At 33.5% G+C, this 26,303-nt stretch carries 23 protein-coding genes; 7 read left to right on the top strand and 16 right to left on the bottom strand.

Features of this window, described 5'->3' with window-relative positions:
- Positions 1-71 precede the first annotated feature (71 nt).
- The 6 genes from EKG35_RS11440 to EKG35_RS11415 all read right to left on the bottom strand — a co-directional run bounded on the left by EKG35_RS11440 (position 72) and on the right by EKG35_RS11415 (position 7,873).
- Positions 72-1,430 (bottom strand): aspartate kinase, encoded by a 1,359-nt coding sequence (locus EKG35_RS11440; protein ID WP_126294589.1) that lies wholly within the window; start codon positions 1,428-1,430, stop codon positions 72-74.
- Between the two features lie 418 nt (positions 1,431-1,848).
- Entirely contained in the window at positions 1,849-2,610 is a 762-nt protein-coding gene (locus EKG35_RS11435; protein ID WP_126294588.1) for an LSm family protein, read from the bottom strand.
- Positions 2,607-6,422 carry a multicopper oxidase domain-containing protein gene (locus EKG35_RS11430; RefSeq protein ID WP_126294587.1) on the bottom strand — a complete coding sequence of 1,272 codons (3,816 nt, stop codon included), beginning with the start codon at positions 6,420-6,422 and terminating at the stop codon, positions 2,607-2,609. Before EKG35_RS11430 ends, EKG35_RS11435 begins: the two co-directional genes overlap by 4 nt.
- Positions 6,415-6,732: a hypothetical protein gene (locus EKG35_RS11425; RefSeq protein WP_126294586.1), complete on the bottom strand. Its 318-nt coding sequence runs from the start codon at positions 6,730-6,732 to the stop codon at positions 6,415-6,417. Before EKG35_RS11425 ends, EKG35_RS11430 begins: the two co-directional genes overlap by 8 nt.
- Positions 6,733-6,772: 40 nt before the next feature.
- Entirely contained in the window at positions 6,773-7,060 is a 288-nt protein-coding gene (locus tag EKG35_RS11420; protein ID WP_126294585.1) for a hypothetical protein, read from the bottom strand.
- A gap of 126 nt (positions 7,061-7,186) precedes the next feature.
- Positions 7,187-7,873: a hypothetical protein gene (locus EKG35_RS11415; RefSeq protein ID WP_126294584.1), complete on the bottom strand. Its 687-nt coding sequence runs from the start codon at positions 7,871-7,873 to the stop codon at positions 7,187-7,189.
- 78 nt (positions 7,874-7,951) lie between these two features.
- On the opposite strand from EKG35_RS11415, the gene EKG35_RS11410 reads away from it, so the two are divergent.
- Positions 7,952-8,359: a hypothetical protein gene (locus EKG35_RS11410; RefSeq protein ID WP_126294583.1), complete on the top strand. Its 408-nt coding sequence runs from the start codon at positions 7,952-7,954 to the stop codon at positions 8,357-8,359.
- A gap of 3 nt (positions 8,360-8,362) precedes the next feature.
- Here the strand turns inward: EKG35_RS11410 and EKG35_RS11405 are convergent, their stop codons facing one another.
- The 3 genes from EKG35_RS11405 to EKG35_RS11400 all read right to left on the bottom strand — a co-directional run bounded on the left by EKG35_RS11405 (position 8,363) and on the right by EKG35_RS11400 (position 12,288).
- Positions 8,363-9,670 (bottom strand): copper resistance CopC/CopD family protein, encoded by a 1,308-nt coding sequence (locus tag EKG35_RS11405; RefSeq protein ID WP_281274613.1) that lies wholly within the window; start codon positions 9,668-9,670, stop codon positions 8,363-8,365.
- Positions 9,671-9,809: 139 nt separating this feature from the next.
- Positions 9,810-9,968, bottom strand: coding sequence for a preprotein translocase subunit YajC (locus EKG35_RS20945; RefSeq protein ID WP_185807733.1), 159 nt, complete (start codon positions 9,966-9,968; stop codon positions 9,810-9,812).
- Positions 9,969-10,218: 250 nt separating this feature from the next.
- On the bottom strand, positions 10,219-12,288 hold the full coding sequence (locus EKG35_RS11400; protein WP_126294581.1) for a DNA topoisomerase: 2,070 nt from the start codon (positions 12,286-12,288) through the stop codon (positions 10,219-10,221).
- Between the two features lie 394 nt (positions 12,289-12,682).
- Between EKG35_RS11400 and EKG35_RS11395 the strand changes: the two genes are divergently transcribed.
- Positions 12,683-13,597, top strand: a complete 915-nt coding sequence (locus EKG35_RS11395; RefSeq protein ID WP_126294580.1) for a class I SAM-dependent methyltransferase — start codon at positions 12,683-12,685, stop codon at positions 13,595-13,597.
- A gap of 153 nt (positions 13,598-13,750) precedes the next feature.
- On the opposite strand, the gene EKG35_RS11390 is transcribed toward EKG35_RS11395, so the two are convergent.
- Positions 13,751-14,653: an AEC family transporter gene (locus tag EKG35_RS11390; protein ID WP_126294579.1), complete on the bottom strand. Its 903-nt coding sequence runs from the start codon at positions 14,651-14,653 to the stop codon at positions 13,751-13,753.
- 145 nt (positions 14,654-14,798) lie between these two features.
- Entirely contained in the window at positions 14,799-15,617 is an 819-nt protein-coding gene (locus tag EKG35_RS11385) for a cobalamin-binding protein (RefSeq protein ID WP_126294578.1), read from the bottom strand.
- A 240-nt stretch (positions 15,618-15,857) separates the two neighbouring features.
- Between EKG35_RS11385 and EKG35_RS11380 the strand changes: the two genes are divergently transcribed.
- Positions 15,858-17,684 carry a dihydroorotate dehydrogenase gene (locus tag EKG35_RS11380; RefSeq protein WP_126294577.1) on the top strand — a complete coding sequence of 609 codons (1,827 nt, stop codon included), beginning with the start codon at positions 15,858-15,860 and terminating at the stop codon, positions 17,682-17,684.
- A gap of 45 nt (positions 17,685-17,729) precedes the next feature.
- Here EKG35_RS11380 and EKG35_RS11375 read toward each other — a convergent pair whose 3' ends face one another.
- Positions 17,730-18,065 carry a hypothetical protein gene (locus EKG35_RS11375; RefSeq protein WP_126294576.1) on the bottom strand — a complete coding sequence of 112 codons (336 nt, stop codon included), beginning with the start codon at positions 18,063-18,065 and terminating at the stop codon, positions 17,730-17,732.
- Positions 18,066-18,181: 116 nt separating this feature from the next.
- Here EKG35_RS11375 and EKG35_RS11370 point away from each other — a divergent pair, with 116 nt between their 5' ends.
- On the top strand, positions 18,182-18,808 hold the full coding sequence (locus tag EKG35_RS11370) for a LysE family transporter (protein ID WP_126294575.1): 627 nt from the start codon (positions 18,182-18,184) through the stop codon (positions 18,806-18,808).
- Between the two features lie 10 nt (positions 18,809-18,818).
- Here the strand turns inward: EKG35_RS11370 and EKG35_RS11365 are convergent, their stop codons facing one another.
- Together EKG35_RS11365 and EKG35_RS11360 are read right to left on the bottom strand one after the other, a co-directional pair.
- Positions 18,819-20,189: an amino acid permease gene (locus tag EKG35_RS11365; RefSeq protein ID WP_126294574.1), complete on the bottom strand. Its 1,371-nt coding sequence runs from the start codon at positions 20,187-20,189 to the stop codon at positions 18,819-18,821.
- Positions 20,190-20,436: 247 nt separating this feature from the next.
- Positions 20,437-21,558: an MGDG synthase family glycosyltransferase gene (locus tag EKG35_RS11360; RefSeq protein ID WP_126294573.1), complete on the bottom strand. Its 1,122-nt coding sequence runs from the start codon at positions 21,556-21,558 to the stop codon at positions 20,437-20,439.
- Positions 21,559-21,709: 151 nt separating this feature from the next.
- On the opposite strand from EKG35_RS11360, the gene EKG35_RS11355 reads away from it, so the two are divergent.
- Both EKG35_RS11355 and EKG35_RS11350 read left to right on the top strand, forming a co-directional pair.
- Positions 21,710-22,285, top strand: a complete 576-nt coding sequence (locus EKG35_RS11355; RefSeq protein WP_126294572.1) for a YkoP family protein — start codon at positions 21,710-21,712, stop codon at positions 22,283-22,285.
- Positions 22,286-22,428: 143 nt separating this feature from the next.
- Positions 22,429-23,265, top strand: coding sequence for a metallophosphoesterase (locus EKG35_RS11350; protein WP_421664583.1), 837 nt, complete (start codon positions 22,429-22,431; stop codon positions 23,263-23,265).
- A 169-nt stretch (positions 23,266-23,434) separates the two neighbouring features.
- Here the strand turns inward: EKG35_RS11350 and EKG35_RS20940 are convergent, their stop codons facing one another.
- Together EKG35_RS20940 and EKG35_RS11345 are read right to left on the bottom strand one after the other, a co-directional pair.
- The gene (locus EKG35_RS20940; RefSeq protein WP_185807732.1) at positions 23,435-23,599 is read right to left on the bottom strand and encodes a hypothetical protein; all 165 of its coding nucleotides are present in this window, start codon (positions 23,597-23,599) and stop codon (positions 23,435-23,437) included.
- A 357-nt stretch (positions 23,600-23,956) separates the two neighbouring features.
- Positions 23,957-24,577, bottom strand: a complete 621-nt coding sequence (locus EKG35_RS11345) for an FMN-binding negative transcriptional regulator (protein ID WP_126294570.1) — start codon at positions 24,575-24,577, stop codon at positions 23,957-23,959.
- Between the two features lie 108 nt (positions 24,578-24,685).
- Here EKG35_RS11345 and pdxR point away from each other — a divergent pair, with 108 nt between their 5' ends.
- Positions 24,686-26,065, top strand: a complete 1,380-nt coding sequence (gene pdxR, locus EKG35_RS11340; RefSeq protein ID WP_126294569.1) for a MocR-like pyridoxine biosynthesis transcription factor PdxR — start codon at positions 24,686-24,688, stop codon at positions 26,063-26,065.
- Positions 26,066-26,303 lie beyond the last annotated feature (238 nt).

The following is a 26,303-nucleotide window of genomic DNA, read 5'->3' as shown; positions in this document are numbered from 1 at the left end:
ATTCGAAATAAAATCGTCAAATAAAAAGGTCCTACAGATTTAATCTGTAGAACCTAAAAATCGTTTAGCTCTTATACTGTTATGGGAGCAAAAAATTCATCGTATAACGCACGTAAAATTTGGTTTTCAGCAGGTTGCAATACACCAAATACTAAGCTTACTTCAGAAGAACCTTGATTAATCATTTCGATATTTGCACCTGTTCTAGAAATTGCTGAAGCCGCACGTGCAGCTAGACCCGTATTATTACGCATCCCTTCACCAACAATTACAATTAACGATAAACCGTGACGGAAGTATACATCATCTGCATGTAATTCTTCTTTTACACGATTTACGATCCGTTCTTCAACTTCATTTGTTAATTGGTTTGAACGGATAACAACTGAAATATCGTCTAATCCTGAAGGAGTATGCTCGTAAGAAATATGCTCTTCTTCTATAATTTGAAGCAGTTTACGACCAAATCCAATTTCACGATTCATTAAATATTTTGATACATATAATATTGAAAATCCACTATCTGCTGAAATGCCTGTTACAGGACGGCCTGTTAAAGGGCGAGTTGGAACAATTTTTGTTCCTGGTGCAGTGGGATTGTTTGTATTCTTAACTGTGACAGGAATACCTAATTTGTATACAGGCATTAATGCCTCATCATGGAAAACTGAAAATCCTGAATAAGAAAGTTCACGCATTTCGCGATACGTAATTTCTGAAATACCTACTGGGTTATTTACGACTTTTGGATTTGCAGAAAATACAAAATCAACATCGGTAAAGTTTTCATAAAGATCTGCTTTCACAGCCGCTGCTAATATAGAGCCAGTAATATCTGAACCACCACGGTCAAATGTACGTAAAGTTCCGTTTTTTGTATATCCGAAAAATCCTGGGAAGACAACAATTTCATTGTCTTTTCCTAAATCCTTTAGGTTTTCATATGCTTCTGGCAATGCTAATGTACGCTCAGGAAAATCATTTAAAATTAGCTTTTCTTTTGGAGATACATATTTTGCACGTAAACCGATGGAGTTGAAATATTCAGCAATTAGTTTTGCATTATTATCTTCTCCACTCGCTTTAATATTATCTATAAATAAAGTTTTATTTGATTTATCGGAAGCAACACGCTCTTGTAAATCGTTTTTAATAACATCACAAATTGCATCGTCTAATCCAAGTTCATGTGTAATTTCCTTAAATCGATTTACTACAATTTGTAATTTTCCTGCTGCATCACCGTTATTTAATGCCGCATCAGCTAATTCAATAAGTAAATCCGTTACTTTAATATCATCGCCGAAACGTTTACCAGGAGCTGATACTGCAATAATCTTTCTCTTAGGATTTGATTTTACAATATTCGCCACTTTTTTAATTTGTTCTGCGTTAGCAACGGATGTACCACCAAATTTACATACTATCATTTCATCAGATCCTTACTATTCAAAATTGTATTTTCCGAAAAAACATTTGATTGTTCACAGTGTACAAATTTTATCTACTTACGTCAAGTCTATTTATAGAAAACACAATAATTTTACCAAAAAGACTTATCAAGTAACATATAAATTTACTGTTAATATCCACCACTTAATTAACAACTCCGCATAAGTTTATACAGGTCAGTTTATTATATGTAACTCCTGATTGTTAGGTAGCATGTTTTCTTATTTTTGCGGAATATTAATAATCAAATAAAACCGTGTACATCTACTTAAAAGATGCACACGATTTCTATAGATATGCATAAATATTAAAAATATTACTTTGCAATTTTATCGTCAATTTATTATATAACAAGTTTTCTTTTTAGCAATATAGAATTAAAAGTAATTAACAACTTCATTTTAAATTGATTACTTCTATATAACAAACTTCATTTAAATTAATCTTTTTTTCCTCACTCTTATTTTTTATTGTAATTGTTCCTTCTTCTACACAAGTTAGTGTTCCACTATAGAATTTTTCAAATGTTTTAACTTTCACATCTTTGCCAAGAAATTGTTTTAGCTTTAAAAATAATGAGAGACCGAAAAATAGATTAATGAGGTTTGGATTTTTTGAAACATACTCCCCAAAATTAAATGCTAATTCCCTTCTTGTATAAAAATCTACATCCAGTAAATCATCCTCTGGATATTCTTCTTCATAATTATCTGCCCTAGCTATTGATAACAGTTGATCATATAAAATAAATATTGCTGATCCAACTGAATTTATTTGTATAAAATCCCGTCCAGCTGTTGCTATTCTTCCTATTTTATAGATACTTTTTTTATGATTGTTTATCAATTCTTGGCTATCTGCAAGAGGAAAAGGAAGTATATTTGCTTTTACAACCATTCCTTTCATATTTAAAAAATGTAGTTGTAATTGCCTTTTATTTCCCTCGTCTCTTTCTGAACCTAAAGAACGTAATAAATCATTCGCTAACTCAATACATTCCTGTAATTCATCCAGTTCTTCCTGAGGCAGTCCGCTCGTAGGAGATGCAAAGCGACGGGTTCTTTTTTGCTTTTTGCATAAAAATGGTGAGCCAAACAAGCCACCGTTTAATTTACCACAACTGCATGAAATACTATGGCAATTTTCACAATGTATCATGATTGAACACCCTCATCTCTATTTTGATGTTTTGGTGTAGAAGTAGCCCGGTTCTGTTTTATTATTTTCCTTTTATAAGAACGGCGAGAAGTAATCTTTACTCTGCCCTTCTTTTGAAACTTCTTTGAATTTAGATTCTTCCTATCTAATTGATAATTTAGAGTATTATTTTGCTTCCATTTATTCATTTTCAAAGGAGCTAATAAATTTTTTCTATTTCTAAGAACCCGCATGATTCCCCACAATCCTAATTCTATATCCCATCGAATATTTCCTGAGCGGTACATGTAGTCGCCTGGCTTACTAAATAACCCGCCGGCTCCGTATAATAAATGGAAATTATCATTCGAACCAACAGTATTTTGGCCCTCAACAGAAATCAAAGATGAATTAATATCATCTTTACTTCTATGGAATATATGTCCGTGAACAGCAAATGAATGTGCTCTAGGTTTATCTGCTGGGAATGTAAATCGAATTACTACTGGATCACCCGGATAAGCTAAAAATAATGGTGTGCTTGGATCTCCAAATACTCTTGAACTGAACACTTTATAGACTTCGTTAAACTTTTTTATACGATTGCTAAACCGCTCATTTCGGTAATTAAACCCTCTTGAACCTTGATCCTCAAAGTCTGGGAATTCTTCATCTATTACAAAGAGAGGTTGTGGATCTATAATCAATTTGCCATTTTTATCAACTAGCCTTACACCATCATGCATCAAAAGTGAAAACTCTCTAAATTCAGGTAATAATGGTGTTGAGATAATTACTTGGCTCCCAGTTTCAACTTCTTTTCTCGTTTTATGATTTAAATATTGTGAGCCTCGTGGTTCTGTAATTAACATGCCAAATGCACCATGGTGTCGATGGTTCCGGATATCTGCCATATCCCAAAGATTTACACTTCCAATCGGCTGATCAATATACCAGCTGTATGTTATGCATTCGCCAGGGCCGATTGTTTGGTCGCAATTAAACCCTACTGTTGCACCATCAGAATGTCGTACATCATATACTAATAGCTGTGCATGCATAGAAATTCGATTTGATGGAGGGAAGAATGCTTCAACTGGCACTTCTGGATATCCATGTCTACCATTATGATGATCAATATCTTTCAAGCAATTCATTAACTTAATTTCTACGAATTCTCCAACATTGGCTCTTATAATAAGGGGTTCAGGATTTAATTTACCTGAAAGTATTGCATCAACGTCTTTTTCTAAAGCAAACACAATGCCGAATGGGTCATGATCTCCATAATCGTTATATTCGATTTTTGTATTAAGTGCTACTACGTCGTATTTTCGAACTTTTGCATTTTTAGGGTATTCAAATTCAGATTGAGAAACAAGTGGTGGTACTTTTCCTGTTTTTTTAGGCAATGGCTTCTCTCTTAATGGAAGTTGCTCTCGATCTGGCAGTGGTTTTAAATGTGGTACTCTTTTTCCAAATGAACGGAATATCCCCCAATTTCCCAGCCAAATATCGTCTACTGAACCAAAATGATAGAGCATATCAAAATCTCCTTCACCTTCCATGTTGAATTCTAGAGTGAAGGTTTCAGCTATTACTATATGCTGTTGTTGATCAAGCTCTGAGTCCAAGTCTCCTCTTTCACGATGCCAACGCTGACGGTGAAGATTAAAACTATGGGATTCTTCTTGTGCCCCTTGTATTAATCGAACACGCACAGGATCTCCATTATATGTTTCTAACAACGGTGTTACTGGATCGCCATGCACCCATGAACTAAATACATAAGCTGGATCACAATGCGGTTCTTTTAAGCGAAACTGAATTGGTTCATTACGGTAATTAACAGCCATTACACCTGGGTCATCCGGGGAACTTGGAAATGGTGGTGGATTTAGTGGTTTGTCGTCTTTATCAAATAGCAGTGCAAAATCATGAACAAACAAATTAATTTCGCGGAAGTCTGGAATAAGTGGATTTATTATCATTGCTTGTGTACCAGAGTTCATTTCTTCTCCAGTATAAGGGTTTAAATAATAGGATCCTCTTGGTTCAATATTAATACTTGAAAAGACTCCGTGTAGTTGATGTTCATTGGCGAATAGGTGGTCATGCCAAAATGTTGACTTCAGTTCTACATCAGCAAACCATTGATATTCTATTGTTTCTCCAGAAAGCACAGAGGAGTCATAGTTCCATCCAACATTCGCGCCATCTGAAACTAAAACATCAAACTTAACAAAGTGTACGTGCATTCCTGCCTCGTACGTTCGAGTTACTAATTGAAAAGCATTGCCTCCGATTGTCTCTGGTAGTTTATTCGTAAATTTAAATCGAATTGCCTCACCGGCATTGGCACGAATGACAAGCGGCTCCGGCTTCTTCTTTCCAGACCGAACTGCTTCCTCATCCTCTGCTAGTACGTATAAACGTCCTTCAGGATCATACCATCCTTCATTATTGTAAACAATTGGCATTTGAATTAATACGACATGGAACTCTCTTATTGGCGTTTCATCCGTAGTAGGATTTACAAAAACAGCTCCTGGAACAGCATTTGGGGCGAATTGATTTTTTTCAATTTCTGTAGGCTTTCTTCCACCAATAATTCCTAGAGGTGGGCGGGGTGCTTTAAATCCTGGTATACCTGGTATAAAGTTAGGGAACCCTGGCTTTTCTAAAGTTGGTTTAGGTGGAAGAGGCCTATCTGGCAATGGCTGCAACGCCTTAATTTGAACCCCATTCGGGTAGCACATGCTACCATCTTGCAAAGTATTAAATGTCCTTTGCATTCCCCACATTCCTTCGCCAAAGTGAGGATAAAGGTGACAGTGAATAATCGCATCACCAAAAGCCCCCTGCAGACTGCCTGCACCATAGGCTGGAGATACAGTATATTGATTTTGAGGCGAAATTGCCTGGACGTCCACAATCTCTGAATCAGAGTCATTCATTTCAAATAGCCATTGATGTAAATGGTAATGGAAAGAATGGGTTTCTTTAGTTCCGCCATGGACTAAGCGAATTTTAATCGGATCTCCAACGTATGCACGTAATATTGGCGTATCAGGATCCCCAAAAACCCATGAATCATGGTGTACTTCTTCCCCTTCACAGTCCGGGCATACAACGCCTTCTTGTATCAACCTTAGTCGGTTGCGCATCGGCTCTGAACGATAGTTTATTAAATGTGTTGCTTCTGGCTGCAATGTGTGTGGACTAATAGGCTTTTGTCCAGTTAAATCATCGACTTCCATTTCATCGTGGAAGAACCAGCCAAACTCCCTGTATGACGGTAATAAAGGATTGTGAACATCAGCAAACACTCCACTATTTATCGGTTTGCCCGTTACAGGGTCCGTCCACCAAGATCCGCGCGGTTCTACAAATAATGCTCCAAATAAACCATGAACGTTGCTTCCTAATTCACTTGATAAAGGATTTCCTAAATCCGAAAAGAAGTTAATTCCTTCAAAGTCAACGCTCCATTTATAAATAATGGATTTTCCCGGTTGAACGGTTGTATTCCGATTCAATCCAACAAAAGCACCATCAGAAGTCATTACATCATACTCTGCATTTTGAATATGAATCCCAGTATTAAAAGGAAGCTGATTTTCAAATAATATTTCAATCGTATCGCCTACGTTTGCCCGTATTACTAAAGGTTCTACTAAATCAACCGTCGAAAAGGGATTTAGCTCCACCTTCTTTTTTACAATATCCTCATTTTCTTTTAATACATACATCATGCCATTTGGGTCATGATCACCAAAGCGATTTACTACGATGCGGATAGGTATTGCGACAATATGATATTTTCTAATCATGATGACCATTCCTAATGTCAGGAATAGGTCGACTAAGATTCTTTTCAATATAAAACACTTCGATATCGTCTATATGCACACGAAATTCTTCACCATCCAGCTCTGTTACATTCGTTACTTCAGCTTTTATTATTAAATAATCGCTCATTACATCTATAATTTCTCCGATAATCATAAATGGGTAAGGAAAAATAAGAATAAATGCCCTTTTCCCTATATTGTCTTCAAATTCCTGAGTCACAACACTTTGTCTTATTGCGTTAATATCAGGTTGATCGTTTCCTAAGGAAATTAAAGAATCGTCAATCACCTATTTCATCCTTTCTATCAATTAAGATTTTAATTAGCAACTAGATTAGCGGAATTCTTCTATCTGGATCAAACTCTGTAAAGACTGAAATAGCTTCCATTGGAAAACTTAATGGTGTCGGAAATTTATAAAACGGTGCATTATGCATTTTGATTATTGCTGGATCTAGTGTAATATACCCATTCGTCACTTCCACTACTTTCCCTGAAAATATTGGACGAAATGTTTGCCCCAAAATATTTAACTGTTTACTTTCTGTTACGAGTAATATTGTTTTGCCCAACATTTCTAAAAATACCTCATTTTCAGGTATAATCGGTTCCCTCATTGAATTACACCCCCTTAAAATCTTGTAAACTTATATTATGGAAATTTTGAGGGAATGGGATATACAAAAGCACAAGATTAAATAAATTACTAAAAAAAGAGAGTCTTCCATAAGTGGAAAACTCTTTTAGACTTTGAAAGTCCATTTTGAAAGGTATCGTTGAAAAAATGAAATAAATCGAGCTTGTTTTATATAGTTTATTTTATTTATCATTAGTTCTTCATTATTTTTTAAAATAATCTTGCCTAGTTGTACTTCACGAACCTTCCCACTATGTTGTTTACCAGCAGTTATGGTAAGTTTTGTCCCCTTCATATTTTTCAAATTCGTCTCAAGCAATTCTTCAAAAAACTGCTGTCGCAATGTTTCTTTCTCTGCAACTGTCGCACCGAAGTTTGTTAACAATTTGCGCCGCAATTCTTCATCAATAACTACATTTTGGTGTGAGGCAGGTACATCCGCTATTCCAAATGGGGTCTTAGCAGAATGGATTGCGGTATATGGAATCCATATTCGAGTAAAAAGTGTTCTTAACATAACAAAATTTCTACCGACAACTGTTACCTTTCCAATCGTATGGATTACTTCTTCCCTATTACGGGAATAAATTTCAACTAATTGATTCTTTTTCGCTTTAAAAAATTTAAGAAGAATCATTTGTTGTTTATAATTTGGAAGTTTTTGCCCAAGATTTTGTAAATTGGCACTATGGATATATTCTTGCAGCATTTTTAATTCATGTAATGGCAATGAGCTTGCAGGTGAAGTGTACCCCTCTTCTTTTTTTAATTCGGGATAATCTTTTTCATACATCTCTAACATCCTTTCAACTATTCGACTAGTACCAGCCATATAGAATTGTTCATACACTATGGGAAAGGAGCGGATGAAATGAGTATTTTAATACTAATCATTTTAATTAGCTATTTTCTAGTGTGTTCAATTTCTTATACTTTCTTAAAAAAATTAAAGTATCTAATTAGTTACCATCTTGGAATGAATATTGCTATGACAAGCAGCGGTGTTATGGGGATAGCCATTGGAACTTTATTAGGGTATGCATTTCCAGCACATTATACAACGATAACAATTGCAACTACCTTAATTGCGATACTAATTGGAGCAATTTTTGGTGCGTTAGTAGATTATCAGACTTTACTTTCAGGTGTCTCAAGCGGCTTGATGGCTGGCATTATGGGACCAATGATCGGGGTTGTGGCAGATCTTCCCCTTATAACTTTTTGTACAATTCTTGTTTATGCTATGTTTGCCTTACTTTGTTTTTCTGTAAGGTCATAAATCCTAAGGCAGCGGGTTTAGATAAGTTAATATAGCTACAACAATCACAATAAAACACATTAATAAAAAATCAAACGTAATCCATCTTCCTAAATCCACTGTCTGATTATTTTTCATTTTCAATCGAACCTTGCTGCCGATAAAAATGACAATACAAACTAGTATAATTTTTACAAGTAAAAGAATTCCCCAAGGCGTTCTTAAGGCTTCTATATTTGGTAAAAAGTTCATTGCCATTACACTGCCTGTAACTGTTAATAATACAAAACTTATTAATGCATAAGTTGAAAAAATGGGTAGAAACGATTTTACGTAAAGTCGTTGTTTTCTCCAGAATAATAAAATATAAACTAATCCTGCCGCCCAAAAAGAAGCTGCAAGTAGATGAATACAATCAGCAATAACTAATAAAGGAACAGGATCAAATTCAGCAGCATGACTGTTTAAGCTTTTACTAACAACGATAGCGAAAATGAAAAACAAATCGAACCATCTATTTTTGTAAAGTATCATTAACCCCAGAAGGGAAATAAAAAGTGAAGTAAACCATAGAAAACCAAAGCTCGAATCAATTGGGAAGTTAAATGAAAGCGATACACCATGAATGGTAAAAATATTTAGCTGTATTAAGATAACAGAAGTTAGACCCGCTAAATGGATTATTTGAAAAACAATCCCATAAAGTAAATACTTCTTCTTTAATTCCAATGAATTGCTTCGTACTATTTGCCAAATTAACACCCATCCTATCAATAACAATAAACCAAAAAAATAAATTGTTTTCATGATGTATATTAAGAGTTCAGAAGGATTAAATTTTTCTATTATTGTTTGTTTCTGAGATTCTTCTTTACTTGATTCATCAGCGTTAACAGGTTGATTGTCTTCAACAATATTTGATGTTGATTGATTTGGTTCTATTTGCTCCATTTCTGGAAGTTCTGTTTGTAGTTCTTCTGCACCTTTTACTGGTTCGGTTGTAGAAGTGGTGATGACATTTACTTTAAAGTAATAGGATCCTTGAATTGGATGGCCGTCATTCGAAGAAATTACATAGTATTCCACCTTATACTTGCCATTCTCTAAGTTTGGAATTTGTATTGAAATTTCTTTGCGGTTTTCACTTATTTGTCCCGACTCGCTTAATATCTCCTGCTGCTGTTCATTGAAGACTTTTATCATAAAGTTTTTCTCTACTTCGCTATTAAAAAATATCCTGATCTCGGTCGGTGAAATGTCTAGTTCGCTATTTGCTGAAGGTGATTCATCAACTACGAAAGAATGACTATATGCCGTTGAACCTGTAAATATAAATAAAAAAGCAATGAATAATAAATAAATAAGTAACTTGTAGGTTTTAATTTTAATACTCCTTTCCCTATTCGTTACTATTTAGCTTATTCATTGCTTATAAAATTGGATAGTGTTTAATAAAAAACTTAAAAAATGGTTAATAATGATATTCAGTCTTTAACCATTTTATATGATCAATTTTGTCCTTCAAAACCGTTACGACTGTGCCATTTAAACTTTTTATATCAACATAATCGATTCCAACATTGTCGGTTCTACCTATTAATTCATATCCACCCGATGTTGTTATCTCCATATAACGACATCGATTTTTTAATAATTTTGCATTCAAATTATTTGTTAATCCTGCAACATTCAAATCAAAAAAGTTACTACAATCACAGCAAGAGACATGATGATGATGCCTTTGACAATTACATGGACGGTTATTATGTCGTTTGTTTCTATCTTCACTATACATAAGTAGCCTCCCCTCATCATTTTAGATAGATTACAGCTAATATATGCACTATTTAATTATAAAGAAAGGCAGTAGCATAGTTGCTTCAAGTTTTGCTTTTATTAGAGAATACAAATTCTATGTTTTCACCTACAAGCTTTAATTTGGCTTTCCCCTTTTTTCCACTTTTCCATGTAAAGCGAATTTCTCTTGTTTCTCTACCACTTAATAACTTCTTTGCATCTGTTGTAGTAATTTTCCCCTTCATAATGGATTTACTGATAAAAAATTTACATGCCTTATTGGAGCAAGTATATCCTTTAAAACCTTCCACAACTACATGGCCGCAAACTATACATTTCCCTACTATAACCTCTTGTTTTTCTGCTACTTCCATATCTAAGGCAATAAAACGACCAGTTGACTCTTTTACATATTGCAGCATCTCAGAATAAAATTGACTGGAGCTTATATGCCCGTCCACAATATCCTTTAATTTTTTACTCCAAACCGCAGTTAATACAGGTGAAACGATATCATGGTTTTTAAGACTTATAATGACATCTATACCAAATTGAGTAGCTTTAAAAGACTTCCCTTCTCTCGTTATCATACCGATCGAAATAAGCTTTTCAATAATTTCCGCTCTAGTTGCTGAAGTGCCAATCCCTTCAGCATCTTTTAATATTCTTTGCAGCTCTTTGTCTTCTACAAAACGTCCTGCATGAAACATCGCATCTAACAATGTACTATCGGTATAACGAATGGGCGGCTCGGTCTTTTTTGATAGCACTTGAGTTGTATGTATCGGTAATTCCATATTTACTTGAAGAGGAGGAAGTGGCTGCTCCTGTTTCTTTTTAAATAATTCATATAGAACTGTATAGCCTTTATCAGCAACAACATGACCATTTGCTTTAAAGAAATGACTAGCTGCTTTCAAGACTACTGCAGTTTTATCTATAACATAAGGCGGCATAAAGATTGATAAAAGCCTTCTAGCAATAAGGTGGTATATTTTAAATTCTCCTGGCGACAGCTTTTTGTTTCCAAGAGGAACTTCTGTAATAGTAATAGCATGGTGATCAGTTAATTTTTTATCGTCTACATATTTTTTTGAATGTATAACGTTTGCTATTTGTTTTTTATTGTTGAGAATATTTTGAACAACATCTTGGTACTCTGACAATGTTCCAAGTGACTGTATATTTGCATCAATATTTTTTGCAAGGCTTGTAGGTAAATGCTTAGATTCAGTCCTAGGATAAGTTATCAGCTTCTTTTCATATAAACTTTGAGCAATTTTTAATGTTTCAGATGATGTAAAACCAAAGAATTTATTCGCTTCCTTTTGAAGCTCCAATAATGAGTGAAGTGATGGTGCGTGCATTATTTTTCGTTCTGTTTTTACATCATGTACAATAGCTGTATTTCCAATCTGTGACTGAATTTGTTGTGCAATTTGAAGTGTCTTTATTTTATTGTCATTTGTTTTTAAATCGAACCAAAGTGCTTTAAAGTGTCCAAGATCAATTTCAAATTGAAAATAAGGTTCAGGTTTAAATTGTTGGATTTCCAGTTCTCTTTTTACAACAATTGCTAAAGTCGGAGTCATCACACGACCAATTTTAATAATTCTTCCACCTTTAACTGTTGCAGCCCTTGTAAGATTCAACCCAATGAGCCAGTCAAAAACTGAGCGATACATAGCAGCATTTCGTAAATTTCGAATTAACAAGTCATTCTCATCTATTAAATTAGAAAGTGCATCGCGAATTGCACTGTCTGTCGTTTGAGATGTCCAAAAACGTTTTACAGGAAGTTTGCAACCTACACGTTTATAAAAAGAGTAAAATATATTTTCTCCTTCCATACCAGCATCACATGCATTGATGATGAATTCATACTGATTCGCTTTTAATTGCTGTTCAATTTCTTTATAAACTTTATAGGCAGACTTTTTCACTCGAAATTCATACCGTTCAGGAATCATTGGTAAAATATTTAAATCCCATTTTTTCCATTCTGCCTTATACTCATGAGGCTCTTTTAATTCAACAACATGCCCGACAAAAGATGCAAAATGAATTTCATAAGGCAATTTCATTGTTTTATATACTTTTTGAATATCACGCATAAGAGACGGTTTTTCTGCAATTAGCAGAGCTTTTTTCATAGGAAGACACCCCCTACTAGGTTTTACCTTAATTATTTAGACTATATTTATCTTTACAGAAAAAAATCCTAACAGCATTAAGCTGAAAGGATAATAAATGAAGAAAGCTATCAATCAATGCTTTCAGTAAATGATTAAATGTGAGAATCAAAGTTAATCACATGGTACCAAACATATGTACCTATGTCAATTTGTTCATTACAAAATGAAGGAATTCCATGTTGTTAGTCGAAAACTCCTCCTTACTTGAAATTGTAAAAAACCTCATTTAATAGATTGTTTTCTTGACAAAAAAATCTATTTATGCTATAATTTACAATTATTTTCTCTTTATGTATAATAAGATTCTCCTGGCCAGGGGAATCTTATTATATTTTTATAGGAGGAAATTTAAATGAAACAAAATGAGTCTAGTTTAACTTCCTTAGTCTCGGCTTTTGGTCGAGCATATCACAGTATATATGACACACCAAAAATTTTTGATGATTTTATTATAAAAGATTTAATTACTGAAGAAGAGTTTTCAGCTATAAGCAATAATATGATTAACGGAATACAGTTTTTCAATAAAGATATTGGACAAAGTTTTAAAAATAATCCAGGAGAAATTTTAAAATGGATTACACAAGTACAGCTTTCCCCAACACCTTTAGCCCGCTCTGCCTATTGCGAAAAAGTGTTGCTTAATGAAGTTATGCTAGGGGTAGAACAATATGTCATACTTGGGGCTGGATTAGATACATTTGCTTTTAGACATCCAGAATTGAAAAACAGTTTAGAGATATTTGAAATTGATTATCCGGCTACACAAGATTTTAAAAAGAAAAGAATAGATGACGCTAAATTTGACCTCCCAAATAATCTTCATTTTATTACTATGGACTTTACTACTAAGTTTTGCCATCAGGATTTATTAGATGAAGGGTTTGATAACAAAAAAACTTTCTTTAGTCTTTTAGGTGTTTCATATTATTTAACTGCAGAGGAGAATGCGAGCTTGATCAATGATTTATTCGCTAACGTCCCATCTGGCAGTTCGATTGTTTTTGATTATGCTGACGAAAAACTTTTTGAGGAAATAGGATTTTCTAATAGAGTTGAAAATATGGTAAAAATGGCTTCAGCAAGTGGAGAAACAATGAAGTCCTGTTTCACTTACGATGAAATGGAGAATATGTTGGAAAAGTCCGGTTTACTTATTTATGAACATTTATCCCCAACTATGATAAACGAACTTTTCTTTAGAAATAGAACCGATTATTTGTCTGCATTCGAGACAATTCATTTTATCCATGCTGTAAAGAAATAATTCGATAACAAAAGCCTCTCATAATTTTAATGATGAGAGGCTTTTTGTTGTTTCGATTCGACAAAGAAATTAGATTGTAGGAGTATGATAATACTGGTCAAAAAACACCCATGATAAGCTCTGTTATGCAATTTGAAACCCTTCCCCAACTAATTATCCTAAAAAATGAAGTATGATCGGAATGGTCACCAAACTAGTGAGTGTCGTTACTAATGTCATGAAAGAAACTAAGTTGGATCTTGTGTCAAATCTAATAGCTAATATAGTCGTATTTGCCGCAATTGGCATTGCTGCTAATAAAATAATGACATTTTTAAGCGTATCATTTAAAGGCATAAAGCTCACTATTAAAACAGCAACTAAAGGAGAAATTACCATTCTTATCACTGTAACTATGTTAATAATTTTTAGATCAAATTTTTGAGGTTTAATTTGTGCTAACTGCATACCTAAAATTAACATAACAGTTGGGATTGCTGCTGACCCTAATAAACCGATGCCATCAACAATTGTAGATGGCAGTTCAATATGTAAAAGTTGGAATAAAATACCAATAATCACTCCGTATAAAATTGGCATTTTTATTACATTCTTGAGTGCTTCCTTTATCGTCGTTGATTTTTCACTACCATATGATGCGATAAAAATACCGACTGAATTAATAAATAGTCCGTGAATCACCATAATGACTACTGCATAATCGAAAGCAGCAGCTCCAAATGCAAATAATGCTACAGGAGCCCCATAATTACCGCTGTTAGGAAAAACAGTTCCTAATAGCATAGCTGATATAAGGGATTTATCAATTTTAATAATTTTTCCAGCGACAATAGTAATCGAAATTAGCACAGTGACAAGTATAAGGTTGAATAAAAAGATATATAAATATTCGATGCTCAATTCATTCGTATAAAATGTATCAAATGTTAAAAAAGGAATCATTAAATAAAGTGACATTGTTGAGATTGATTTTACATCTAAATTAAATATTTTTTGTCCAATATAACCTGTTCCAAATATTAGGAATGCAGGCAAGATGACTAAAATTAATTCCATGATTAAAGCCCTTCTTTCAGTGCCATATTTTATAGTCTATTGTAGTTGGAATAATTATCGAGTATGTCGGGATTCTCATTATTCTATCTAGAGACATTTCGATAGAAAAAACGCCTCTACTTATTAGTAGAAACGCTTTAACAAATTAACTATCCAATAGACAGTCTATATGTTCGTTAAATGGCGGGTATATGTGAGGATGTAGAATACTTGCAATCTTATTTAAACCTAAAAGTAGTCTAGGTGAAGGTCTACAAAAAAGTGGCTCCTCTAATATGTATAGTTGCTTGTTTTTAATCGCATCCATCTGATGTACGTCAGCTCGTTTCATTATGACCTTTGGATTTACTTTTTCTTTCTGTACCCCCACCCAAATTACGCAAATAACATCGGGATTTCTTTTTCTAATCTCTTCCCAATTGGTTTTAATACTAGCTTGGGGGATATCTTCAAATACATTTCTTCCGCCTGCAAGTTTACTTATTTCTGTTAACCAATTTTCTTCTCCTGGTGTAAAAATAGGTTTAGCCCACCATTCCCAATAAAGAGTTTTTGGTGTTTGTACTTGTTTACTTAATCGTTCATAGTTTTCAAGTATAGAGATGTATTTTTCAAATAGTTGCTGCGCTTTGTCGGAAGTATTTGTAACTTCCCCTACAAATAATAAACACTCCCCTACCTCTGTTAATGTTTTCGGATTAGGGACTATGACATATGGAATTTTACGTTTTTCTAACTCTTCGATATTTCGTTCCATACCTGGAACAGAAAGGGATGCTAATACCAAGTCAGGCTGCAATGCTTCAACTTTATCCATATCGATGTTTAAATCAGGACCTAATCTTGGTAATGAACGAATTTCCTCCGGCCAATCTGAGTAATTATCTACCCCTACTAGCGAAGAAGTTAACTTCAAATAAGCTGCTAATTCTGTATTACTTGGACAAATAGATATTATTCTCATAAACTACTCCCTATTTTTACTTGGAATACAGTAATTTCTTTATAGTAAATGAATTCTGTTTAGGATTGTAAAAATCCTCTTTCTAATTTAAAGAGGTATTAAAAAATCATCTATCCTTTAAACAGTTTCTTTATGAATAAAAAGGTCAATTTATAATTATAGCTATACATGCTAAAATATGACAAAAGGTTACTTGCCAAAACTAAAAGTGCCTTAAATAAAGTTCAGAAGGTGTTGTTTATGCCAGACTGGTCTTATCATCCATTAAAAAAATTTTTATTAGATAATATAAATCCAAAAACAGGTCGAGAGTTTATTCATAAATCTATGAGTACAATCGCTTCCATTCCGGGTGGGCGAAGTCTTATTGGATTTTTAGGGCATATGAAACCTTCCCGGGATTTACATAAGGAAATTAATCATACTAGATTTTCTTCTCCTATTGGGTTAAGTGGTCAAATTGACCCTAATTTGTCAGGTATTAATGCCTTTCAAGAGTTAGGCTTTGGATTTATAGAAATTGGGCCCATCGTAATAAACGAACCTAGAGAGCAAGAAGAACCAAGACGGAAAAATGATCATATTCTATTTTCTAATCATCAAGAGAAAATTCCCCTTAAATTAGCAATAAAAAAATTAACTAATCTTAATATGCAAATCCCTATTTTTGCAAAAATAGATGAACAAGCGACTAGAAATGAATGGAATCTAATTGTGCAACATTTAACACCTTTTGTAGATGGTTTTATCGGAACAAGTGAACAAATTAACCTATACATAAATAAAAGTGAAATTTCTTTTGGACGTCCATTTTATGCTTCATTTTCAGAGGATGAAATTTACAATAAAGAACTATGGAAATTAATACAACAGCCATATGTTGCTGGTATATTAGTAAATGCACCTTATCACACTGAGGATAATTATTGGCGTGAAGTTGATAATGCAAATGAACTTTTAGTTAAAGTGGTGAAACAGGTAAAAAATTTACACCCAGAGTTAATAGTTATAACCTCTGGGGGTGTGGAAACACCAGAAGAAGCTTGTTCGCTAGTTCATGCAGGTGCAGATTTATTAATGCTAACAGATGGCTATGTAAGAGCTGGGCCAGGGTTGCCAAAACGAATCCATGAACGACTACTATTCGAAAAAGTCCAACCTAGTAAAAAGCAACAATGGCTTTGGTCATTTATGTTCGGCCTCTCCATCTTAATCGGAGGGATTATTGCCTTATATTTTGCATTTACAAGTATTATCCTCCCCTACGATGAATCATTTATTGGACTGACAAAAGATGAAATATTACAAGTAAATCCGCTCATCCTATCCTTTATGTCACATGATAGAATGGCGTTAGCTGGAACAATGATATCTGGGGGAATATTGTATATGCAGCTGGCACGACACGGTATAAAAAATGGACTGCATTGGTCAAAAATTGCTTTTCATACAGCTGCAATTGTAGGATTTCTTGGTATTTTCCTTTTTATTGGCTTCGGTTACTTTGATTGGCTGCACGGCCTATTTTGGCTTATCTTATTGCCGATTTTTTATTTAAGCTATATAGAAGGAAAAAAAGTTATAGGTGCACCCTATTCGAGTCATGAAAAAAATGACAGAACGTGGCAACTTGGACTTTATGGACAGCTCATGTTTATTATACTTGGGTTTTCCATTTTAATTGGCGGAATTGTTATTTCCACTATAGGTGTTTCCAAAGTTTTTGTGTCTACAGACTTAAGTTTTATATGTATGACACCTCAAATGTTAGAACGTATTAGCAATAATTTGATTCCTGTTATCGCACATGATCGTGCGGGATTCGGCAGTGCCCTTGTTAGTGTTGGTTTGCTTGTTCTGATGCTTTCCCTATGGGGGTTTAGAAAAGGGGAACGTTGGATATGGAATACCTTATGCTTAGGTGCATTACCTGCGTTTATAGCTGGGATTGGAACACATCTATATATTGGATATACAACCTTTATACACTTACTTCCCGTCTACTTTTTAGTAGCTTTATATTTGTTAGGTTTAGTATTATCATATCCTTTTTTAAAAAGGAACTAGTGAAGAGCCCTCCTAAAAGTTATTTTAGGAAGGCTTTTTGTTTTTTTATTTTTCATCTTTACTAGAAATCTTCTTATTAATACCTCTGTATATTTGTGTATACAGCGTCCCTTGAACAACATGCTCTAAGAAAAAATCACCAATTAACTTTAAATATTCATCATCATCATACATTCGTCTATTTTGTATTTCCATTTCCGCTAATCCTTCATATGTTGCAAGAATGGCGTACGTGTAATCGTGACCAGTGATAGGAATTAACACTTCAATGGTATGGCTATATTGTTCGTTTCGATATTTTTTTATCTCTTGCAAATTTTCAATAGCTTCTTTAAATTTTTCTTGTTTAATCTCAAAGGTTTGATACACATAAACGGTCATAGTTCTACTCCTTAAAATTATTTAGCTTTCAACGAAATTTAATAATTTGTCCTATCTAGGTTTCAGATTGAATAGGATGGTACAAACCATTCTTTGTTGTAAAAGGAGTTTACAAAATGAGTTCATTCTTTGGATACGTTTTTCTAGGAATTTCCCTTGCCGCTCCAATTGGTCCAGTAAACGCTGCACAATTAACAAAAGGGATATATGGCGGTTTCTGGCATGCCTGGCTCGTAGGTTTAGGAGCAATGCTAGCTGATGCTATTTTTATGCTAATTGTATATTTGGGTATTTTCCGCTTTCTTGAAACAGAGTTTATGCAAACCTTATTATGGTCATTCGGTTGTTTTGTACTAATTTATACCGGCGTTGATAGTATGATAAGTGCAGGTAAAGAAGTAAGTATGAAAAGAATAAAAGGAAATTCACATAAAAAGTCTTTTTTATATGGTTTTTTATTATCTATTTCTAATCCACTATCTATGCTGTTTTGGCTAGGTATTTTTGGATCAGTACTTGCCAAAACCGTTTCAACTTATGATATCGACCATATTATTTTATATACTTTTGCTATTTTCGTCGGTCTATTCATATGGGATATAACGATGGCGTTTATCGCAAGCAGCTTTAGAAAAATATTAACGTCGAAATTACTCGGTGCAATTTCAATCTTATCTGGAATATCGCTTATTGGCTTTGGTGGATATTTTGGCGTACAAGCCATTAAATTATTATTTTTCTAAATACATAAAGTTAAATACCACGTGGTAATTCGTTTTTTTTCTTATTCTTTTTATTTCCTTTTCTCATAAAAAGAATCACTATAATAACTATTGCCATAAATAGTATGCTTACAAAAAAGCCCATGCGATTAGTTTTATCTAGAATGGTGCCACTTATTGCAAGTAGTATGAGCAGCATTGCAAAAATTCGCTTTATATGATCAAACTTGGTTGCTTTTATTAGTTTAGGGAATGAAATTAAAATGAAAAACCAATTGTAAATGAGCATTAATCCAGCAGCTGTTGTAATATACTCATACACTCGATCAGGTACTAACCTTGAAATAATAATTGATATAACCAATACTGAAATTGTTAATGCCAGGGCAAATGGAGGTACTTTAAGTTTACTTTTTTTAGTGAAAAGTTTAGGTGCATCACCTTCCTCTGCCATCGTCACGAGCATGCTTGTGACTGCAAATAAGGAAGCCGCCATTGTGGAAAAACCTGCAATAATAATTCCTGCATTAAATACGTGAGGAAAAAATGCTAAATTATACTCCGCAAGGGCAATCACAAATGGACTTTCTTTTGAATTAAACTGATCGTAGGCAACCAAACCTGCCGCTAAAAGGATAGATATTAAATAGATAGCAGTTAACATTATTAACATAACAGTAGTCGATTTAGTTACCTCTTTTTTATGCTGAAGTCTCATTGATAAAATACCCATAATTTCAATGCCACCAAAAGCATAAAAGCCAAAAATCAGGGACGACCATAAGCCAATCATACCCTTTGCGAAAAAATCATTCGTTGTGTTAGGTAAATTAAAATCTTTAATACTACCTCCAAAAAAACCAAAGAGCACTAAGACTGCAAGCACGATAAACATAAAGATAGCAGCCACTTTCATGACTGCAAATAAGTTTTCAGCTCGTTCAAAACCTTTTGTTCCGATTAAGATAACAATAATCCCAAGCGCCGCATATATTGATGCTAATACCCAGAGCGGTACATTTGGAAACCAGAAACGGGTTAGTATAGATAAAGCGGTTAACTGACTACCAGAGATAAGCATTTCCGAAAACCAATACACCCAACCGCTGCTAAATCCAGCCCAACGTCCATATGCTTTTTTTGCATAAGTACGAAACGATCCTTTTTGTGGGTCTTGTATAAACATTTTCCCCAAAGCTTCCGAAACTATCATTGCTGTTATTCCAGCAAGGATAAAAGCTATCATGAAAGAAGGACCAGTTTTTAATATACCAATACCTGAACCGAGAAAATAACCTGTCCCAATGGTACAGCCAACACCAATAAGGGAAAGTTGCCACCATTTCAACTTACTTTCATCGTTTTTATCTTTTTTCTCTCCTGTGCGTGCTGGTATCTCCATTAAAAACTCCCCCCTTCAATTCCTATTTATTATGAGCATCGGAAAGAAGTTTATGTATTTTGGAAAGAAACTAGAAAAAGGTGCTTTCCTAAGTATGTCGTGTCTACTTTAGACTAGCAGAGAATAAAAGATCTTTACCTTATATGAATTTTGTAATTATTGATTCTTTGCTAAAGTATATAAAAAAACAACCAGAAAGCTCTGGTTGAACCATTGTTTTCTCCTAGAAGCTACTAGTCATTTCTTTTTAATTCACTATCATTTCTCTAGACAATAACTTATTGATAAAAACAGAAATATGTTGTTCGCTGTATAAATGTTGATGATAATTATCCAAATGTTGTTTAAACTGTTTTTGATGATTTTCACAGCTTAAAATTTGTAATATATTCTGCTCAAAATCTCGGGTTTTTTTCCAGTTGTCCAAGTGATAAACTAGACCCCATTTTTTTAGATTCCTCAAGTTAATTTCCTCTTGTCCAGGCAACTCATGATAAATAAAAATTGGGATTTTCTTATATAAACACTCGCTAATCGTTACTCCGCCAGGCTTTGTAATGATTGCATCCACACTGTTGTATAACTTGTTCATCTTTTCCTTTGAGGAAATATAGGGTAATGCTTGAATTAGTGGATAGTTCTGCTGCTGAATCCAATTTAACAACTTTTGGTTTTTACCACACAGGACTGTATAACGAATTTTCCCTGAGGGCTGAAGCTTTTTTACAAAAGTTTTCATTAAACCTGCTCCAAGGTTACCCCCACATATTAATACTGAAAATATTTCGTTAGACTTATTTCTATCAATATTGTCCTTAAAATGTGGATGAATCGGAATTCCTGTCACAAGTATATTTTCCGGTATTACCCCTCGTTCAATTAATTCATTTTTTATTTCTTTCGTAGGTACAAAATGGTAATCGATGTACTTTATTCCCCATAGGTGGTTAATGAAATAGTCGGTATAGATATTAATTACTGGAACGGATAATTTATTTTTTTCTTTTAAAAGATTTAACAAATAAGAAGGTAATGCATGGGTGCAAATGATTAACTGAGGATTTTTTTCTTTTATTAACTTTTCGACCTGATTTAGTAATAGCCATTCGTATAAATAGAAACGACTTCTCTCATTATTTTTATACACAGTTTTTTTGTATAACCAGCTATAGAAAGCCGGAAGAAGATGTATCCATTTTATATAAAATTTCGAAACGAAGACTTCCACTTTTCCGTAACTATACGATAAAATGTCTATCTTTTCACATTCAAATAAGTCATTTGTTTGAAGTGATTCAATAACTCCATTTGCTACTTGATGATGACCAGATGGTATTTGCAGAAAAGGCATAAATAAAATCCGTTTCATTTCTATCCACCAATCTTTTTCCGTAGTATGTTTCCACTTTTATTATTTCACCCACTATAAATTCTTCCAATTAGACCGTTTAAATTAATAAATATTTTAATGGGAAGTGGTTAAGCTACGTAGTGAAATCTTAAGAAAGGAGAAGTTAGAGGTGAAGCGGCGAATTCTTAAATTATGGAGTATTATTGATCCAATATATTTTTCCTGTACTCGTTTACAGTGTCTAGAACAAATTACGGGACATCCCAATATTTTTCGAGTCCGTTTAACTCGTTATAAAGGCCGTGAAATTCAACTTTCAGACGGAACGTTAATTAGAAAAAATGATACTCTTGTCAAAATACATCTACATAACGTCCGAATTTTAAAAGAGATGCAGTCCTTTGACGAGTTTAAAAAATCAGTATTCCTTTATAAGAAAGTACAAGAGTCTTTACCAGATTTAGCATTTTATATAACTCACCATAAAAATCATAAGAAAATAAAAGGAATAATTGGCATTTCATTTATTGATCGAGGTTATAAACGTTTTGGATTCGAGTCTTTTCCATGCTCTAGTCTTACATATATATGGTTTAAACGAATTGCACTTTATCCTATTCATTTCCTTTCACGATCTGAGAATTCTTCAAAAAAGAAGAAAAAGATTCCTACCCCTCAATATTTATTTATGTCAAAAAATGCTTTATGTAAGAAGTATGGTTTATTTGTAAAAAAAGTTGCTTAAAAAATCATAAAACTATAGGCATACCCCTTAATTACTTGGGTACCGCCTATAGTTTTTTATTTTGTATTAATTTCTTCATGTATACCCATAAATTACTTCTAACAAAATACTCTCTTCTGTTTTATTATTTAATAGAGGAGGGGATTTACTTGTTAATATTATTTACTATTTTCATTGTAACTATCCTGTCCATTATATTCTATAAAGGATATAGAAATACTCAGCAGGTTTTAGTCAACAATGTTTTTATAAATTCAAATGACGATACACAAATAAATGACGATTCGTTTCGTGTATTACAAATTTCAGATATGCATTTAGAAAATATATCAATTTCACCTTCACGCCTATACTCCCTATTGAAAGATCAACCTATAGATTTAATTGCTTTAACAGGCGATTATTTAGATCGAAAACGTACTATCCCTAAACTATTACCCTATTTAAAAGTTTTTAATAAATTAGATCCTAAGCATGGAATTTATGCAGTGTTCGGAAACCATGATTACGTTTTACGCGATCCAGATTTCATGAAATTGAAGCAGATTTTAGATGAAAATGGATGTAAGACTCTAATTAATGAAAATGATGTAGTTTGGAATAACGGAAAAAAGATAAATATAATCGGAATCGATGATTTCAGTACAAAAAGAAGTAACGTAAAAAAATCTTACGATGGACTTTCAAATGGTTATAACCTTGTATTAACTCATGATCCGAATATCGTTCTAAATTTGAAGGATGTTCCATACGATTATTTACTTTCAGGGCATCTCCACGGTGGGCAAATTCACTGGCCAAAACCATATCATCTTGTGAAGATGGGGAAAATTGTACGGTTAAATATGATCAAAGGGCTGCATGAATTTGAAGGGAAATTGTTTTATATAAGTGAAGGATTAGGACAAACAGGCGTTAATATTCGTTTGGGCAGTCGTCCAGAAATCACGCTTCATCATCTAACACTTAATCATGCTTAAGTAAATGAAATAAGATCATATGTATGAGCTTAAGCTAATTATTTTAAAATTATGAAATCCTTTTTTAGGCCGAGGATTAACGTTTAAACGTTGTGTAAACACGTTTAAGCGTTATTTTTGTATTAAAGTAAATTTTACTTGTGTTTGGCATGGCAATATATTGGGACTATTATTTATAGTCGCCTTTTCTTTTAAGTTTGTTTAATTGCCACACTAAATAAATATTGAATAAGAATGATGTTATTAAAAATGAAATTATTACATATTCCTCTTCATTATAAAATAACAACGGTACTAAGGATGCAATAATTGCCAAAACGATACCATTAAACATATCAATCTCTCCCAAAACTAATTTGAAAAACCAGCAAGTTGATTTTTACCTTTATATACCATTTTACCATATTTACCCTCATTCTTAATCTAGAACGTTAATCTCCTGGATTAACGTTGTAACTTTCCGAGAAATTTGTGTACTCTCTCTATGTTTAAAACAAAAAATATGATATAAGTTAAGTAATTATGAAACTTCTTCTAAATCTTCAATTGTTGCTTGGTATATTTCCATATCCTTATATGTAGAGAGACTACTATTATCGTTTATAAAAATAGCTAGAAAAAATATTGCCCCCTTCAGATAGACTTGCAGAAGCAGCTTTCTGAAGCTTCTACAAGTAACAGCACTGCATTATTACTTATCGTTCACTCTCTTTTTCATTATCTCCGCCATTCGCTTAGAATTAATATTTTCTTCTTTTTGCAGCTCATCAATAATGTTTAGATAATCCTCTTCATTACGATTTTGACTTAATTTATAAGCAGCTTGAATTTCCCTCACTTTAATCTTAAATCCTACTACACCTTTAAGTTGATTTTCTAAAAACTCAGGTGAAAGGTTTTCCCACAAAATTGCATTTTTCCGATGCTTTTCGTATTTTTCTTGCAGCTTGGACAGGTCTTGTTTTAATTTGTCTGCCTCCATCCTAGTCGCTTTGCCATATACGTGAACAGCTTGATAGTTCCATGTCGAGACATTTTCATGTTCATACCAAGAAGAAGAGATGTAAGCGTGGGGTCCTTGATATATTACAAGTGCCTCTTCGCATGTATCAAAAGTTCTCCATTGAGGATTTCCATATGCCATATGGCCAGTAATAAAGTAATCTTCTCCTTCTTTACTAAACTCTAAAGGAATATGGGTGGCAATTGGCTTCCCATTATTTGTAGTAACAATTGTCCCGAATGAGTTTTCGCTGACGAACTCTGTAATTTCATTAAAATCAGTAACTTTAAAATACTTAGGTATATACATGATCTAACACCCCTTTAAATTGGATAATTTTTTCAATATTCTATAATGCGGTTTGACATTTAAAAAGGTACAATTATAAACAAATAAAGATGTCAAAGGAGGTTGTGAATGAAAAATATTATTTTTGCTTTTAAGGATGACATTCCCAAATATAAGCAAATTTACGAGCAATTTAAATTATTTATTGAAAAGGGCACCATCCCTGTCAACGAACAATTGCCTTCTATACGTCAACTAGCAGATTCTCTTCAAGTAAGCCGCAATACGACACTCAATGCTTATGAGCAGCTTGTGGCAGAAGGCTATATCCGCAGTGAGGGGAGAAAAGGTTATTTTGTTAATGAATTAGACCCACTTTTATATCAAAACATTCAAATACCTACGAACAAAAAGAAACTAGACTCAATTCAACAAGTAGTTATTGATTTCAAAGCAGGAGCTGTAGATCAATCCCATTTTCCATTAAAAATTTGGAGAAGAATAGCAAATCAAGTTTTAGCATTGCAGGAGAGTTATCGTTATGGAGATCCTTTCGGCGAAGAGTGTTTACGTGACCGAATTGCAGAATATTTATTTCAATCACGAGGTGTGAAAACAGAATCAAGTGCTATTATTATCGGTAGCAGTACCCAACAAATGTTAATTAATCTTGGACAAATTTTAAAGAATGACTTTCATAGTGTTATTGTAGAAGACCCAGGATATGATGGTGCTAGAGAGGCATTTAAATTCCATGATTTATCTCTTGAAACTCTCCCTGTTTATGAAACGGGTGTAGATTTTTCTAAGTTAGAGCAAATGATGTCAAGTTTAATATATGTAACTCCTTCTCACCAAAGTCCGATTGGAGTGAGCATTTCTATTCCTGAACGATTAATGCTTATCCATTGGGCTAACAACAAGAAGGGGTTTATTATAGAAGACGATTATGATAGCGAATTTCGTTATACACAGCGGCCGTTTCCAGCACTTGCTTCTCTCGATTCCAATAGAGTCATTTATTTAGGGAATTTCTCAAAATCGTTTCTTCCAGGAATTCGCCTAAGCTATATGGTGCTGCCGGAGCCAATATTAAACCGTTATAAAAAACAATTTCTTTATTTCGAATGTACAGCTTCCCTTTTTAGCCAGCTTACAATGGCGAAATTTATGGAAGATGGAGAATGGAATCGCCATATTAAGCGAATGCGGCTTGTTTACAAGCGTAAAATGCAGTGCTTAGTTTCAGAGTTAAGAAAACAATTCAAACAAAATATATCAATAATTGGAGAGCAATCCGGGTTGTACATATTGGTTAAGGTACATTTAAACCGTACAGAAGAATGGTTAATAGACCGCGCTTTCTTACATGGTGTTAAAGTTTATCCTACATCTATTTACTTTATAAATAATTATTTTGATCAGCCGATTATTAAACTTGGATTTGGCAATCTTTCTAATGAAGAAATCGAGCTAGGTGTGAAGTTTTTGAAAAAGGCGTGGTCATAAATATTAAGTGGAATTGTTTCACAAAAGGTATTAATATTTTCTATTCAAATAAATAGCATAGATTTGTAATTTATTTAATCATGTATAAGTTTCTTTACTCCCGCTAAAACTTTTAACAAGGAGCATTCCTGTTAGAAGGATTTTCAGGGTCTTGAAATAAAAAAAGCCCTCTAGTATGATGCATGAGTGTCAACAGCCATTGACCCATCATCACACAGGAGGACTCCGTCTATGAATT

It is taken from the genome of Lysinibacillus telephonicus, assembly GCF_003966145.1.
GTDB lineage: Bacteria > Bacillota > Bacilli > Bacillales_A > Planococcaceae > Ureibacillus > Ureibacillus telephonicus.
The sequence above is the reverse complement of the archived record's forward strand: the minus strand, read 5'-3'. Positions and strand labels throughout refer to the sequence as shown.